The 15,924-nt window shown below is 68.5% G+C and carries 11 protein-coding genes and 3 tRNA genes; 4 read left to right on the forward strand and 10 right to left on the reverse strand.

Annotated elements, in window-relative coordinates; translation table 11 throughout:
* Positions 1-84: 84 nt before the first annotated feature.
* The 9 genes from Raf01_RS07820 to crtI form a co-directional block, all read right to left on the reverse strand.
* Complete coding sequence (locus tag Raf01_RS07820) at positions 85-474, reverse strand: PPOX class F420-dependent oxidoreductase (protein WP_203917026.1); 390 nt, start codon at positions 472-474, stop codon at positions 85-87.
* 2,505 nt (positions 475-2,979) lie between these two features.
* Positions 2,980-3,480: a DUF2716 domain-containing protein gene (locus tag Raf01_RS07825; protein ID WP_203917027.1), complete on the reverse strand. Its 501-nt coding sequence runs from the start codon at positions 3,478-3,480 to the stop codon at positions 2,980-2,982.
* 358 nt (positions 3,481-3,838) lie between these two features.
* Positions 3,839-3,915 (reverse strand) — tRNA-Phe (locus tag Raf01_RS07830).
* 96 nt (positions 3,916-4,011) lie between these two features.
* Positions 4,012-4,088, reverse strand: a tRNA-Asp gene (locus Raf01_RS07835).
* Positions 4,089-4,124: 36 nt separating this feature from the next.
* Positions 4,125-4,197: transfer RNA gene (locus Raf01_RS07840), tRNA-Glu, on the reverse strand.
* Between the two features lie 122 nt (positions 4,198-4,319).
* Positions 4,320-5,165 carry a polysaccharide deacetylase family protein gene (locus Raf01_RS07845; protein ID WP_203917028.1) on the reverse strand — a complete coding sequence of 282 codons (846 nt, stop codon included), beginning with the start codon at positions 5,163-5,165 and terminating at the stop codon, positions 4,320-4,322.
* A 133-nt stretch (positions 5,166-5,298) separates the two neighbouring features.
* Positions 5,299-6,186: a MerR family transcriptional regulator gene (locus Raf01_RS07850; protein WP_203917029.1), complete on the reverse strand. Its 888-nt coding sequence runs from the start codon at positions 6,184-6,186 to the stop codon at positions 5,299-5,301.
* On the reverse strand, positions 6,176-6,721 hold the full coding sequence (gene idi, locus Raf01_RS07855; RefSeq protein WP_203917030.1) for an isopentenyl-diphosphate Delta-isomerase: 546 nt from the start codon (positions 6,719-6,721) through the stop codon (positions 6,176-6,178). Before idi ends, Raf01_RS07850 begins: the two co-directional genes overlap by 11 nt.
* A complete protein-coding gene (gene crtI / locus Raf01_RS07860; RefSeq protein ID WP_203917031.1) occupies positions 6,718-8,205 on the reverse strand; it encodes a phytoene desaturase family protein in 1,488 nt (495 codons plus the stop codon). The genes idi and crtI overlap by 4 nt, the downstream gene beginning before the upstream one ends.
* A gap of 207 nt (positions 8,206-8,412) precedes the next feature.
* Between crtI and Raf01_RS07865 the strand changes: the two genes are divergently transcribed.
* From Raf01_RS07865 to Raf01_RS07880, 4 genes are all read left to right on the forward strand, one after another.
* Positions 8,413-9,411 carry a phytoene/squalene synthase family protein gene (locus Raf01_RS07865; RefSeq protein ID WP_203917032.1) on the forward strand — a complete coding sequence of 333 codons (999 nt, stop codon included), beginning with the start codon at positions 8,413-8,415 and terminating at the stop codon, positions 9,409-9,411.
* Positions 9,412-9,603: 192 nt separating this feature from the next.
* Positions 9,604-11,265 carry a GH25 family lysozyme gene (locus Raf01_RS07870; protein ID WP_203917033.1) on the forward strand — a complete coding sequence of 554 codons (1,662 nt, stop codon included), beginning with the start codon at positions 9,604-9,606 and terminating at the stop codon, positions 11,263-11,265.
* 24 nt (positions 11,266-11,289) lie between these two features.
* Complete coding sequence (locus tag Raf01_RS07875) at positions 11,290-12,270, forward strand: TRM11 family SAM-dependent methyltransferase (protein ID WP_203917034.1); 981 nt, start codon at positions 11,290-11,292, stop codon at positions 12,268-12,270.
* A 142-nt stretch (positions 12,271-12,412) separates the two neighbouring features.
* A complete protein-coding gene (locus Raf01_RS07880) occupies positions 12,413-13,807 on the forward strand; it encodes an alpha,alpha-trehalose-phosphate synthase (UDP-forming) (protein WP_203917035.1) in 1,395 nt (464 codons plus the stop codon).
* A 54-nt stretch (positions 13,808-13,861) separates the two neighbouring features.
* On the opposite strand, the gene Raf01_RS07885 is transcribed toward Raf01_RS07880, so the two are convergent.
* Positions 13,862-15,742: a glycosyl hydrolase family 18 protein gene (locus tag Raf01_RS07885; RefSeq protein ID WP_203917036.1), complete on the reverse strand. Its 1,881-nt coding sequence runs from the start codon at positions 15,740-15,742 to the stop codon at positions 13,862-13,864.
* Positions 15,743-15,924: the final 182 nt, after the last annotated feature.

Genomic DNA, 15,924 nt, shown 5'->3' on the forward strand with positions numbered 1-15,924 from the left:
TGTTCGGCGCCGTTGCTACAGCGGCGGGCCATGAGCGGCGGTTTCAAGAGCGCAGGCGCTGCGGATCTGCCCCGGAAAGACCGTTCAGCCGTCGAGATTGATCTCCAGCCCTACCGCCCGTCCACCGTGCTTTCGAAGGCTGCCGAACAGAGTGGTGATCACAAACACCCGAAACCTGTTGCCATACTTCACGGTCATCGCCTGCTTGGCAGTGCGCAACTCACGCCCGGACAGCACCCGCGCCCACCCGGACCGCCACGGTCCGGTCGGAGTTCCCTCGAACGTCGACGGTGCGACCTCGACCCGAGGATTGCGGCGAATCCGTCCGACCTTCCACGAACGAGCAGGCGTGTACCCGTACCAACGGCCACCACCAGATGCCAGCCACACCGGCGTCGAGCTCGCAGAACCGTCTCCGCGGAACGTGCGCAGCGCAAAGAACTGGTCACCGTTGGGATCATCACGAAACGCCACGGCGCCCAGTGTTCGTGAGGACTTGATACACCGCAACGTCGCGAAGCTCGTGCAGATCGGCGGGCCGTTCTACGAGGTCACCGGGTCGGCTATCGAGCCGGACAACCTACGGCGGAGTTGGTACCCGCTGCGAGCGGTGATCGACCTGCCAGAGATGCGGCTTCACAATCTTCGTCACAGTTGTGCCGCCCTGCTACTGGATACGGCTGGATGACCGGCTGACATGAGCGCGTGGCCACAAGATCGGAGACGAGATCGAGACTGCTGAAAAGCGAAGCGGCGACCAGGAGCTTTCACTGGTCACCGCTTCGTTCAGCCCGGCGAAGAGCTGGTGGCCAGGGGCGGGGTCGAACCGCCGACCTTCCGCTTTTCAGGGCCACGGTGGGATGTCCGCGGGGGTACTTAGTTGGCCGGTGAGCCTGGTCAAGTGGCTTCACAGGCCCCGGCGGTAACCGGCGAACGCCAACGAATGAGACCACAAGTGAGACCAACAGGGGCGGGTTAGCGGCTTTCAAGAGCGCGACCACTAGCGTCCGGACCTGCGCACGCCGACCAGGTCGTGCGGCGACATGTAGCCGACACGGCCACGTTCTAGCGGCGCCGAAGGCCCGTGAGCCGATCCGCGTGCGTTCCGCCTACATCAGGGCCGATGAACGGCTCAGGCCATACGAAGAAGCTCAGTCCGAGGTGGTCTCCCACGGGCTGCCATTGTCTGGTGCCGCTGCTACACCGTCTGGAGTTGTCGCAAGTTGGTCGTACTCTGCGGCTGTGCCCCTGGTAAACCGGGTTCCTCGACTTGACATCGGCTACAGAACAGCAAGCGTTCGAAACGTAAGGACGGCCCCAAGATCAGTGAAGGCCGGCCGTCTAGGCATCCATCCCGGACCGGCCGCTTTGGTGCCACCCCAGCCACATTGACTCAGGTGGCACCGTCGCGGCGTCGGATCGGTGTTACCTGCTTCGGGGGGAACCTCCGCCCGGCACGGCTCGCCTTTCCACGGCAGCGAGCAGAGCGGTGCCGATAAACGGACCTAGGTTGACAAGGTTCACGCCAAGCCTGCTAGCTGCAGTAGCAGCAAGGGTTACCGTCACCACGACTAGGATCACAACGACCCAACGCGCATGTGGCCTCTGGGACGCCCTGGCGTCGACCAAAGACCACAGAAGGTGATCTTCACCTTTTCCTCCGGTAGCTCAAATGATGGATGACAGACCGGGTTGCAGACCGAGTCGTCCGTCATCTGTTGGACATCTCTAACAACGACGCTCGTGCTCGGGGGACGCGGGAACTTTTCGCATGCAAGCGGCCCCCAGGCTGCAACCCCCGGGGACCGCCCCTTGCACCCAATCTGTCCGAGCTACCGGATACCTTGGGTTATCAGCGCGTATTCACGTGCCGACACTGAGTAAAGAAACCCTAGCCGAGTTGCGACTCGGCGGACAGCTTGTCCGACATGGATTCAGACTTTACGGCGGTATGCGGGCGTAGGGCCTAAAAGGATTCTTCGTCCGGCCCCGATCAGACGCTCCGTTGGAGCAGCGCGCCGGACAGGTGACCACGTCAAGGGTTCGGACGTCGAAATCCCGTGCGCAAGGTAGTACCGGTGTAGTGGCTCGTTGCGTCCAGACGTCGATACGCAACCATGCCTTGTTCAGCGATGGGGTCTTCACACCGAGTGGGCCGGCACAAGGAGGCTGCAACACGAAGGAGTGTTCCAGCCTCCTGCCTGCCCTATCGGTGTCGCTTGGTCAGCCGGTCGATTGCGACGAGCACCGCCACGGCAAGGGTTACCGGCCGGCTAATCGTGGGCCACCGCCAGGCGAGCACGCCAATAGTGGCTGCCAAGGTCACCAAAGCAAGCCCGCGAACGGTGAGATCAGCCGTCTTGCGCGTGACCTCGTGGCTCCCTCGTCGGTGCCGGTCTACAGTTACCAACGGGTTCTCCTACTGCTAGGTGGGTGGACACGAGAACGGCATCCGGGGTGCACTCCCGGGTGCCGTTTTGGCACTGCCGTTCTCACCCACCATGTTCTCAGCAACGACCTCACGGACGGTCAGCGTCGTACGCTGGTGCGTAGGTAACGCAGCGTAATTTTGAACTCGTATTCGTTCGTCTTCGTTCGGGTTAGCTTGACGGCCATTCCATTTGCACCAATTGGGCGTGGGGCACGTCACAGAACTTCTTGCGAGACGCTCCGTAAACCCGCGTCGTGCGCTGTGCGTCCAGACGGACGGCTACAGCCAGTAATGTGGCCTTCAGAACTGGGAGCCTACGACGGTCGCGATCTCGTTCGATGCGCATGCAGCTGGGCCGGCATTGCCGACGCGGGACCTGCTGGGCTATACGGCCTTGATCTTCCTGATCTCGTGATCGTTGAAGGTGGAGTCCTCCTTCGGGAGCACCTACGGCGTCTTCGTGCGACCAGAGACGAGCGGTGTGCGGTGGTGACACTTGATGTAGTCGATGCCACTCGATCCATGAGTACGCTACCGGCCGCCTCTATTCAGGCGCGGCGTTTCACCGACAGCCAGGCGGCGAGCTTGGGTACCAGCGACTCGACCAGCGCGGTGCCGAAGATGCACAGCGTCTGCCGCCAGGGATGGCCAAACGTGCCGACGGTCATGTCCTCGGTCAGGAAGATGTAGTAGTCCCCGTTGGGGAACACTTCCACCGGCCACTCCTGCTTGGGATGCAGCGCCTGTCGATGCGGCCAGAACCAGTGGCTGGGATGCTGCCAGTCGAGGACCAGCAGACGCTGATCGGCCGAGAAGACCTCAGTCATCGCAAGCAGAGCCAGGGCGTTGAGCGCATCCTCACCGGCTGCGAACTGCGAACGCTGCCCAGCGAAGATCGGGCTCAAATCGATGGTTACCGAGCCGGGCGGCTCGTCGATCCCTGTCCCGTTCTCCCGCATCTTGGGTCGGAACCGGTACCGCGCATCGAACAGCGCCCAGAAGTCATCGTCCCTCTCGCCTGGGATCGTTTCCCACGCCGCCTCTGTCACCGCTGCACCGTAGCCGCCTGAAGGCCACATCGCACAGGCCGCTTCACTGCGGCCTCTTCTCGTTGGCATCCCACCTCCCTCTCGGGGCGGCCCCGATCGTCGATCTGGGAGTCGCCGGCCCCGCGCGGGTGCGTCGGCGACCAGGCCACGAGGGCGGTGAAATACCGGTGAGACCGTAACCGGCGGCCGGGCCGATTAGCTGGACGACACGCGCGACGGAGGGTGAGACCCCGAGCCGGGGTGCAATTGAGACCAGAACCGAGACCACAAGATCACTTGGGTTTGTGATCTAGGTGAAAAAGCGAAACGGTGACCAGGAGTCTTCACTGGTCACCGTTTCGTTCAGCCCGGCGAGAGCTGGTGGCCAGGGGCGGGGTCGAACCGCCGACCTTCCGCTTTTCAGGCGGACGCTCGTACCAACTGAGCTACCTGGCCGTGCTCCGGCTCATGTTACCCGTCCCGGATCCGGGGGCAGGGCTCCATGTGCCCATAAGCCAGACGCCGCACGAAACTCCGCGCGGCGTCCAAGCTTGGCGGTCCTGACGGGACTTGAACCCGCGACCTCCGCCTTGACAGGGCGGCGAGCACTCCAACTGCTCCACAGGACCTTGCATCGGCCGGCTAAGCGTACGCCAACCTGACCGTGCCCCCAACGGGATTCGAACCCGTGCTACCGCCTTGAAAGGGCGGCGTCCTGGGCCGCTAGACGATGAGGGCGGCCCCGTCATCATCGCATACTGCGATGTGGACGGCTTGTGCTCCCATCCGGCCCCGCCGGAGGCCAGCAAAGCATACGTGATGGGAGTTGGAACGCCAAAACGACGGCCGCCGGCCGGGCACTAGCTGGCCGGTTCGACGACGGTCGGCAGCGGTACCAGCTGATACCGGCTCTTCAGGGCCGGCAGGATCGTCCTCAGGGCCGCCACCGTCTGGGCCTGGTTCCCGCCGCCGTCGTGCATCAGGACGATCGAACCGGAATGGGTGTGACTCATCACATTGCTGATGATGGCTCCGGTGCCGGGCTCCTTCCAGTCGTCCGGGTCGACGCTCCAGTACAGAGACCTCATGCCCATGCGGGCCGCGATCGACATGGTCAACGGGCTGAACTCACCGCCGGGGTTGCGGAAGTACTCGATGCGGGCGCCCGGCACGATCGCGCGGATCGCGTCGTTGGTCCGGCTCAGCTCGCTGGCGATCTGCAGCGGCGAGCGGGTGCGCAGTTTCTCGTCGTGGCTCCACGTGTGATTGCACAGCGTGTGCCCCTCTCGGACGATCCGCTTGATCACGGCCGCCTGGGCCTTGACCTGCTCGCCGATGATGCAGAACGTGGCGTGCACGCCGTACTGCTTCAACACGTCGAGGATCTGGTTGGTGTAGCGCCCGGGCCCGTCGTCGAAGGTCAGCGCCACGGCGTTGGAGCCGGTCCGGGACATCGAGCCGTGCGGACCGTGCAGACCGTTCGGGCCGAGCAGCGGCGGGAGCGGGATGGGCGACGGGCTGGCCAGTACGGCCGGTTTCTCGTTCGGTACCGGCTTGGCTGACGGTGAGGCGGTATGCCCGGCGGGTGAGCTCGTCGTGTCGGGGGCTGCCGCGACGGCTCGCCAGGTGGCCGGGTCGCTGGCGGTGCAGCCGGCGAGTACGAGCAGGACGGACAACGCGATGGCGACCGTGCGGCGCCGATCCATTGATGACTCCGGACTGAGGGGGTACCGGCATGTGCGGCATCACGGTATCCAGAATCCTGCTCGGATCGAAGCCCCCACCGCCCACCGATTCGCACACACAGTGAAGCGTGGCTGCTGGGCGTACCCGTCAAAGTCAGTACGAACCAGCGGTGAGAATCGCCACCGCCTCACTCAGCGTTCGAGGTCGGCTCACGCTCGGCGGTAGCCGCACTTCGTCCCAGCCGGGACCGACCGCGAGGAGCAGCGTCGGCGGGTCGGGCAACTCGGCGAGATCGAGCAACTGCGCCGGTACGGCGTACCGCGCGGCATGCGCCCACAGCCCGACGGCGGCCGGCCCGGTGCGGCGGGCGGCGTCGCGCAGCGCCCGGGGCGGCACCCGGGCACCGAGCTGCCGTACCGCCAGCCCGGCCTCGGCGAGGCCGGCGGCGAGCGCCTCGATGGGCAGGCTGTGCATCTCCTCGTCGGCGCAGCCGAGCAGCACCCGGGGCGGCCCGCTGGGTTCGGGGCGGGGGATCCCGGCCAGCGCGGCCGACACACACGCGCTGAGCAGGTGCTCCACCTCGACCATGGCGCCGGTGGACGCGTGCCGGGCGCCGATCCCGCGCAGTACCGGAACGACGACGTCCTCCCACGCGCGTACCACGCCGGTCGCGGTCAGCTGTTCGTTCAGCAGGCCGGCGACGGCGGCGGCGTCGAGCCGCAGCGCGGCCCTGGACAGTCCCCGCGCGGCGGGGTGGGACCGGCCCACTCCGATCGCCCGGCCGCCGCCGTCGCGCGCCGGGGTGTCCGGCTCACGGGCACCGAGCGCCTTCTGGGCGGCACGGGCTGGCGGCACGCCGCGCGTGATGAGTTCGCGCATCCGCGAAAGGAGCGTCAGGTCGTCGGCGGTGTACCGGCGGTGCTGTCCGGGCACGTGGCCGGTGGGGCCGAGCCCGTACCGCTGGTGCCAGGTGCGCAGGGTGGTGACGGCGATTCCGAGCTGGCGGGCGACCTCGCCTGCGGACAGGTCGTCAACGGTCACCGGCGTCGTCCGGCAGCAGCGCGACCACGCCGGCCAGCCAGGGAGCGTACCGGGTCGGATCGGTGACCAGCCCGGACCGGAGCGCGTCGGCCTCGACCCAGTCGACCTGGGCCACCTCGGCCGGGTCGGGCCGCATGGCCACATCCGGCCGGACCCGGCCGAGCAGCACGTGATCGTACTCGTGCTCCACCCGGCCGGTGGCCGGGTCGACGGCCCGGTAGAGGTGCACCCCGAGCTGCTCGAACGGTACGCCGGTGATGCCCAACTCCTCGTCCAGCCGGACCGCAGCCGCCTCGGGCACTGGTACACCGGGAGCGGGGTGGCCGCAGCAGGCGTTGGCCCAGCGCAGCGGGAACCGGGTCTTGACGGTCGCCCGTTGCTGGAGCAGCAGCCGGCCGTCCGGGTCCATCAGCAGGACGGAGAACGCCCGGTGCAGGCGGCCGTGCGGCGCCTGGTGCGCGTCCTCCACGGTGGACTGTCCGACGTGGACTCCGTCGTCCCCGACCAGTTCGACGAGGTGTGATTCGCGATTCATGAAACGGTACCTGTGATTCGTTGAGCGGCGAGCTTGCCGGAGATCAACACCATGGGCACTCCGACACCGGGTTGGGTACCCGACCCGACGAACACCACGTTGGGCAGTGTCGGATGCAGGTTGGCCGGGCGGAACGGTCCAGTCTGTCGCAGCGTGTGCGCGGCGGCGAACGGGGTGCCGGCGGCCATTCCCGCCGCCGCCCAGTCGACCGGGGTGACCACCCGAGACATCTCGATGCCGGCGCCGAAATCGTAGTAGCCGCGGGCTTCCAGCGTGGCGACGAGTTCGCCGGCGTACTCCCGCGCGACCCGCTCGGACCAGTCGAACGTCGCGGTGGCCAGGTTGGGGGCCGGGGCGAGTACGTAGTAGATCTCCCGCCCGGGTGGGGCCAGGGTCCGATCGCTCCGGGTCGGGTTGCTGACCAGCAGGGACGGGTCGCTCATCAGCTGACCCTTGCGGATGACCTCGTCGAACGTGCCCCGCCAGGACCGCCCGAAATGGATGTTGTGGTGGGCGATCTTCTCGTACCGGAGGTTCGACCCGATGTGCAGCACGACGGCGGACGGCGAGTGACGCAGCCGGTTCAGCCGTCGCGGCGTATCGGGCAGCAGATCGCGGTATGCGATCGGCAGGTCCGGGTTGAGGATCACGACGTCCGCCGGGATGCGCTCGCCGCCCTCCGTGATCACACCGACCGCCCGCCCACCCGCGACGTCCACGGACGCGACGGCTGTCGAATATCGCAGGCGCACGCCCGCCTTCTCAGCGGCGCCGGCCAGCGCCCGGGACACCGCGTGGATGCCGCCGCGCGGGAAGTAGACCCCGGCGACCGCGTCGAGGTACGAGATGACGGCGTACAAGGCGAGGGCGTCGTGCGGCGCCACCCCGGCGTACAGGGACTGGAACGAGAAGATCCGCCGGGTGCGCGGGTCACGGAAGAACTGGTTCACCTTGGTCTGCAGGCGCCGGAACCCGCCGGCCGCGATCAGCCGCAGCAGGTTCCCGGTCAGCAGGTCGCGGGGCGCGTCCAGGTTGCGGTCGATGAAGTCGTGCCGCTCCAACTGCCACAGGTGCCGGGCGTAGTCGACGAACCGCAGGTAGTTGTCGGCCTCGCGGGGTCCGCAGACCCGGGAGATCTCGCCCGCCATCCGGGTGGTGTCGCTGATCACGTCGAGCGTCGAACCGTCGTGGAAGTGCGCCCGGTATGCCGGGTCGACCGGCGTGAGGTCGAGCCAGTCGGACAGGTCTTCGCCGACCGCGTCGAGCGCCTCGGCGATGAGGTCCGGCATGGTCAGCACGGTCGGGCCGGTGTCGAACTCGTACCCGCCCAGGGTCAGCCGGCCGGCTCGCCCGCCCGGTACCGGCTCCCGCTCCAGTACCGTGACTTCGCGCCCGGACCCGGCGAGGTGCAGCGCGCACGACAGGCCGCCAAGGCCGGCGCCGACAATGACCACCCGGTCGGTGCGCCCCGAAACAGTCCGCACTCTTCGTCGCCCCCTCTTGGTCGCCGCCGACCATCATGCCCGCTTCCCGGCACCGGTGGTCTGCTATCTCGCGCCTACCGTTGTCGTGCTGCCGACCGCGGACGCGGCGAGGGGGACGCGGATCACGGAGGCAGCATAACGTATGGTACGAGTTGCATCGATTGATGAGTCGATCCGGGGGCCGGCACGGTGGGCGAGGGCAGGACAGTGGGAGCGAGCCTGTCGGCTTCCTACGAGCGGTGCCGCGCGCTGCATCGGCGCCACGGCCGGACGTATTACCTGGCAACGCTTCTGCTGCCGCGCTGGAAACGGCGACATGTGCACGCGCTGTACGGATTCACCCGATACGCGGACGAAATCGTGGACGCGTTCGACGACAGTACGCCGGAGCGGCGGGCCGCCCGGCTGCGCGAGTGGGGCGACCGGTTCTTCTCCGGCGACCTGGACGATCCGCTCCTGCCCGCGGTGCTGCACACGATCGAGATCTTCGGGCTGGATCGGGCCGACTTCGAGAGGTTCCTCCGCTCGATGGCGATGGACCTCACGGTCGCCGAGTACCAGACCTATGACGACCTGCTCGGATACATGGAGGGTTCGGCGGCGGCGATCGGCACCATGATGCTGCCGATCCTGATGGCCGGCGACCGGCCGGCCCGGACGCAAGCAGCCGGCGACCGGCTGGCCGGGACGCGAGCGCGCGACCGGGTGACTCCGATGCGAGCAGCCGGCGACCGGCCGGCCGGGACGCACGCGGCGGAACTCGCCCGGGAGCCCGCCCGTCAGCTCGGCCTCGCCTTCCAGCTCACCAACTTCATCCGCGACGTCGGCGAGGACCTGGAGCGCGACCGGCTGTACCTGCCGGTGGAGGATCTCGACCGGTTCGGCGTGACCGTTAGCGATCTGCGCGCGGCGCACCGGGCCGGCGCGGCCACCGGGCCGATCCGGGAACTGATCGAGTTCGAGGTCGCGCGGGCTCAGCGGCATTACGAGTTGGCCGTGCCGGGCGTGGCCATGCTGGCGCCGACGTCGCAGGCGTGCATCCGGACCGCGCTGCTGCTGTACCGCGGGATCCTGGACGAGATCGCCGCCGTCGGCCACGACGTGCTGGCGAAGCGGGCGAGGGTACCGCTGCCGAGGCGGCTGTCGGTGGCGGCCGGCAGCCTGCTCACCCCTCCGGGGCACCCGGTTCCGTCGGCGAGCGTCTGAGCCGGCCACCGTACGAGGCGTTCCTGCCGATTCAAGCCCCGATGCGGGGAGCCTCGCCTAGCGTTACGTGTGTCTCCTTCAGTTGCCCGTTGTGCCGCTTTGGGAGTTTCCGACGGGCGGCCGGCGTACAGGAGACCAACCTCCGCGCGTGAACCCTGCCGCCGCAAGTGGATTCGTACGGGGGGATTCCACATGGCATCGCTTGGCGAAAGCGTCTCCACGACATCGACCGGCCTGGGTGCGGCGACCGCGAGACGAGTGAGCGCGCTGGTTCTGTCGGCGGTGCTGTCGGCCGGAACCGTGGCGGCGTCGCCGTCCTCCGCGCTGGCCGCCGAACCGGCCGTGGTGAACGGGGGCGGGTGGGCACATGCCGGTAGCGGCCCCGGCGCACCGGGCCTCGTCGCGCCCGCCGCCCCGGTCGGGTACCCGGTCACCGGCGTCGACGTGTCCAGCAACGATCACACCGGCGGCCGGAGCATCGACTGGGCCGGGCAGGCCAGAGCCGGCGTGAAGTTCGCGTACGTCAAGGCGACCGAGGGCACCGGATACGTCAACCCGTACTTCGACTCCGACTACCACGCCGCCAAGAACCAGGGCATCTTCGTCGGCGCGTACCACTTCGCCCGGCCCGACCGCGGCAACCCCGTCGGCCAGGCGGACGCCCTGGTCAACAACGCGCAGTACGCCAACGACGGGCTCACCCTGGTGCCGTTCCTGGACATCGAGTGGCCCTACGCGGCCCTCGGGCTGCCGGCCTGCTGGGGGCTGAGCACGGCGCAGATGTCGGCGTGGATCGGCGCGTTCGTCAACGAGGTGCAGGCGCGCATCGGCAAGCCGCCGATGATCTATACCAACAGCAACTGGTGGAACCCGTGTACCGGTAACAACGCGACCTTCGGGTACCTGCCGCTGGACGTCGCCGCGTACACCACCTCGCCGCCGGTCCTGCCGGCCGGCTGGAACCGGTTCACCATCTGGCAGTACGCGGACGGCCCGTGGCCCGGCGACAAGGACGCCTTCAACGGGTCGCTGGCGGAGCTGGCCGCGTTCGCCGGCGTGAGCACCGTGCCGCTGACGCCGCGGTACGACTCGACGCTGGCCCGGACGCCGCAGGGCGACCTGCTGGTGTACCCGAACATCCACGGGCGCGGGGTGAACACCTTCGGCGCGCCGGCCCGCGTCGGCATCGGCTGGAACGGCATGGAGCCGATCGACGCGGCCGACATCAACGGCGACGGCTTCGACGACATCCTGGCCCGGGATGGCCTGGGCCGGCTGTGGGTGTACTTCGACCGGCACGGCACCGGTACCAGCTTGTTCGCGCCGCCGGTCCTGGTCGGTATCGGCTGGGGAGGCATGAACAACATCCAGCTCGGCGACGTGACCGGCGATCATCGGGCCGACATCGTGGCGCGCGACGGTTCCGGGCGCCTCTGGCTGTACCCGAGCGCGGGCGGCACCGGCACCACGACGTTCGGTGGGCCGGCGCTGGTCGGGGTCGGCTGGCAGGTGATGAACATCATCCGGGTGGGCGACCTGAACTCCGACGGCAAGGCCGACCTGGTCGCCCGAGACTCGTCCGGCAAGCTCTGGCTGTACCCGCGCAGCAGTGGCGTGAACGCCGGGACGTTCAGCGGCCCGATCCTGCTGGGCGTCGGCTGGAACCTGATGAACTCCATCTCGCTCGGCGACGTGAACGGCGACGGGCGCACCGACCTGGTGGCGCGCGACAACCGGGGCGTGCTCTGGCTGTACCCGAACTCCGGCGGTGCCGGCGTCTATACCCTGGCCGGCCCGAGCCAGCTGGGCTTCGGCTGGGGCTCGATGACCGCACTGGACCTCGGTACGTTCTGATACCGACGTCCGTAAGCTGGGCGGATGCCGTACCGCCCGCAGGTTGACCTGGATCGCCCGATCAAGGATCAGCTGATCCTGCGGACCGTGCCCGGTGCCGTGGACTACCTGGCCGAGGACGTGCGGGCGCTGGGGGCGCGGGTGCTGCGCCGGTACCCGGACGGGCTGCTCGTCGAGTACGCCGGGCCGCTGCGCCCGCTGGCCGCCAGCCGGTACTTCGACGTGCTGGCGGTCGACCCGGCCGGGCTGGACGACTCCCGCGCGGACGGAGTGCTGGCCGCGCTGAACCCCGGCGGCGACACCGCGCCGGTCCGGTTCCGGGTCGGCGACCTGGGCGAGGACCGCTGGGCGATGCGCGACCGGTTGGAGTCGGGGTACGGCTGGGTGAACAGCCCGAACGCCTGGGACGTCAACGTCGAGCCGGGCGGCCTGGAGATCGGCGCCCTGTACCTGACCCAGCGCTTCGGCGAACTTCAGCGCACCCCCGCGTCGACCAATCCGGTCGTCGCCGCCGTGCTGACCCGGCTGGCGAAGATCGAGCCCGGGCAGACCGTGCTCGACCCGTTCTGCGGCGCGGGAACCCTGCTCGTGCACGCCGCCGAGATGGCCCGGCCCGGGCGGCTGCTCGGGTTCGACGTGCAGACCCGCTGGCTGCGCATGTCGGCCGAGAACCTGCGTACCCGCCGGGTCGCCGCGCTGCTGGGCCGGGCGGACGCCGCCGCCCTGCCGGTCGCCACCGGTGCGGTGGACCGGGTACTGGCGAACCTCCCGTTCGGCAAGCGGGTCGGCTCGCACCGGGTCAACGCGCAGCTGTATCCGGCCGCGCTCGGTGAGATCGCCCGGGTGCTTCGGGGCAACGGCCGGGCCGTGCTGCTGACCGACGACAAGCGGCTGTTCCGGGAGACCGTGCAACGCACCCGCCTGATTCGTGTGATCAAGGAGATAGTGCTGGCCAGGGGCGGTTTGCACCCATCCGCGTATGTGGTGGCGAAGCGCGGGCGATAGCGGACTGTGAGCGACATCATCGCTCCCTGTACTGTGTTTGTAACAAGCACTTAACGTTCCATCGGTAAGAACAGCGAGAACAGGTCATACCTCGCAGAAGGAATGACCTTCGCAGCTCCCTCCCCCAGGAGGTTCACCGGTCATGCCGCACAGTGCTCTCGTCGTGGTCGCCAACCGTCTGCCCATCGATGAGGCCGTGTTGGAATCCGGCGCACGGGAGTGGCGGCGCAGCCCGGGAGGGCTGGTCAGCGCGCTGCGGCCGATCCTGCAGGGCGACGGGACCAGCTGGATCGGTTGGGCCGGCAGCACCGGGCCCGCGCCCGACCTGCCGGACATCGACGGGGTGGCGCTGCGCGCCGTACCGCAGTCGCAGGAGGAGTTCGAGAACTACTACGAGGGGTTCGCCAACTCCACCATCTGGCCGCTGTACCACGACGCGGTCGAGCAGCCGACCTTCCACCGCCGCTGGTGGGAGGCGTACCAGCGGATCAACCGCCGGTTCGCGGCGGCCGCCGCCGAGGCCGCGCCGCCGGGCGCGCTGGTCTGGGTGCAGGACTACCACCTGCAACTGGTCCCGGCGATGCTCCGTGAGCTGCGTCCCGACCTGCGCATCGGCTTCTTCATGCACATCCCGTTCCCGCCGCCGGAGCTGTTCAAGCAGATCCCGCGCCGGGCCGACCTACTGCGCGGGCTGCTCGGCGCCGACCTGGTCGGCTTCCAGGTGCCGGGTGGTGCCCGCAACTTCGTCCGGCTGATCGAGCGGGTGCTGGGGCTGCGTACCCGGCACAACGAGATCGAGGTCGACGGGCGGGTGGTACACGTCGGCGCGTTCCCGATCTCGGTCGACGTCGGGGAGTTGGAGGAGCTGGCCCGCTCCGAGGAGGTACGCGCCCAGGCCGCGCAGATCCGGGCGGACCTCGGCAACCCGGACCGCATCCTGCTCGGCGTGGACCGGCTGGACTACACCAAGGGCATCGAGCACCGGCTCAAGGCATACCGGGAACTGCTCGCCGACGGCCGGGTGAAGGTGCCGAACACGGTGCTCGTCCAGGTCGCGGTACCGAGCCGGGAGCGTGTCGAGCACTACAAGGCGCTGCGCGAGAAGGTGGAGCGTGAGGTCGGCGGGATCAACGGCGAGTACGGCCGGCTCGGCGTGCCAGCCGTGCACTACCTCAACTGCTCGTACAACCGGGCCGAGTTGGCCGCGCTGTACCTGGCGGCCGACGTCATGGTGGTGACGCCACTGCGCGACGGGATGAACCTGGTCGCCAAGGAGTACGTCGCCTGCCGGCACGACAACGGCGGCGCGCTGGTGCTCTCCGAGTTCGCCGGCGCGGCCCACGAACTGAAGCAGGCGTACCTGGTCAACCCGCACGACCTCGACGACTTGAAGGATTCTCTGGTGGGTGCGCTGGAGGCGGACCCGTCGGACACCGCCCGCCGGATGCGCGCGATGCGCCGGTACCTGCGCACCCACGACGTGACCGCCTGGGCCCGCGCGTACCTCTCCGCGCTGGAGTTCCCGGTCGGCCTCTGAACGCGACGCGGCCGGGCACACACCGTGTGCCCGGCCGCCGACTGTGCTCCGGTGTCAGCAGGCGCCGTTGTCGGTCCAGACGCCTTGGCTGTTGTTGCCGGGGATGTCGCCCTGGGTCCACCACTTGGCGGTCCATTTGTGGCCGTTGTAGGAGACGACGGCTCCGCCGGTGTAGGCGGTGGAGGAGTTCCAGGCGGTCAGGCCGGTGCAGGAGCCGCCGGCTGGTGGGGTGGTGGGTCCTCCGCCGGTGCAGGCGCCGTTGTCGGTCCAGACGCCTTGGCTGTTGTTGCCGGGGATGTCGCCCTGGGTCCACCACTTCGCGGTCCAGGTGTGGCCGTTGTAGGACACGACCGCTCCGCCGTTGTACGCGGTGCCCGCACTCCACGCCGCCGCCGTGCAGCCGCCGGTACCGCCGGTCGGGGTCGGCGACGAACTCGGTGACGGGCTCGGCGATCCCGGCCTGGTCGCGGACGGTGACGCGCTCGGCTGTGCGGTGGAGCAGCCGGCCGTCGCGCCGTTGGTGTCGTTGACGATGTCGTTGAACAGGGTGGCCGCCGGATCCATCGCCTCCAGCGAGTACATCATCGCCCCGGCCAGGCCGTTGCAGTGCTGGTAGTCGGCCTTCGCCTGGATCGACTGGGCCGAGTCACCGGACCACAGCGTGGTGCCGTCGTAGAACCAGGCGCCCTTGGTGGTCGGGTCGAAGAACGTGCGCGACGGGTTGTCGACGAAGCCGGTCAGCTCTTTGTAGAAGGAGACACCGGCGACGCTGCCGGAGTACACGTGGCCGGGCGCCGGGGCGCTGGCCGGCTGGTACAGGCCGTGGTTGCTGCCGGCGGCCACTCCGGTCCAGCCGCGGTAGTACAGCGGGTACCCGAGGGTGAGCTTGCTCGCCGGGAAGCCGCCCGGAATGCCGTAGCTCGCGTCGCCGGTGAGGTACGCCTTGACCGCCGCGTCGGTCGAGTACTTCCCGTTGCCCGGCGGCACCGGGGCGGACGGGTCGTTGGGCGAGCCGTACAAGGGATCCTGGAGATTGGTCGGGCCGGTGGGCTCGAAGCCGCCGTGCATGTCGTAGGTCATCGCGTTGGCGTAGTCCAGGTACTGACCGATCTTGTTGGTCTCCACGTTCGCGATCTTGTCCTGGCCGGCCGGCACCGCCGCGGTCAGGTATTTCCTCGTCCCGCCGAGCGCGTTCAGCTCGGTACGGAACTCGGCCAGCAGGGCGGTGTAGTTCTGCTTGTCGGCCGCGCTGAGGTGGTTGCCGAGGTGCCCGGCGGTGCCCGGGTACTCCCAGTCGATGTCGAAGCCGTCGAAGATGCCGGCGCCGGTGCCCGGGCCGCCGTACCCGGCGTCGGTCGGCAGGTTGCCCTTGATGAACATGTCGACGCAGGAGCCGACGAACTTCTTCCGGGAGGCGTCGGTCGCCGCGACGTCGGAGAAGTATTTCGAGTACGTCCAACCGCCGATCGACAGCAGGATCTTCAGGTTCGGATACTTGGCCTTCAGCTGCTTGAGCTGGTTGAAGTTGCCGGCGATCGGCTGGCCCCAGGCGTCGGCGACGCCGCTGACGCTGGTCGACGCGTCGTAGGTCTTCTCGTAGTCGGCGAACTGATCGCCCGCGCCGTCGCCGGCATTCGGGTTGTTCTCGTCCTGCGAGGCGGCGTGGTTGGCCTCGAAACAGGTCAGGTTCGTCGGGTCGATGTTCTCGAAGGCGTAGATCAGGTAGTCCAGCTTGCCCGCGATGCCCTCGGTGTCGAGGTTCTTCGGATAGAACGCGTTCTGATAGATGCCCCACTGGGTGAAGTAGGCGAACTTCACGCCACCGCTCGTCGTCGCCGCCGAGGCGGTACCGCTGGCGAGCGTGGCGAACGCCGCGCCGCCCGCCGCCACCAACGCCGCCGCGGCGACCGCGGCCAGGCGCATGGATCTGCGCATCGGACTCCCTTCCCGAACCGACCCCCGCAATCAGTTAATAAACCTAAATGTTTAGAGGTTTATATCAGCAACGGAGATCGATCGACAAGAGTCAGTGTGCGACTCGGCCGCGGAATCGGGTCGACGGCGGGACGCGGCGCGGGCCAGCGCTCGGCCCACGTGGGTGGCTGGGCCGAGCGACG

The sequence above is a fragment of the Rugosimonospora africana genome, from assembly GCF_016862975.1.
In the GTDB taxonomy this organism is placed as follows: domain Bacteria; phylum Actinomycetota; class Actinomycetes; order Mycobacteriales; family Micromonosporaceae; genus Rugosimonospora; species Rugosimonospora africana.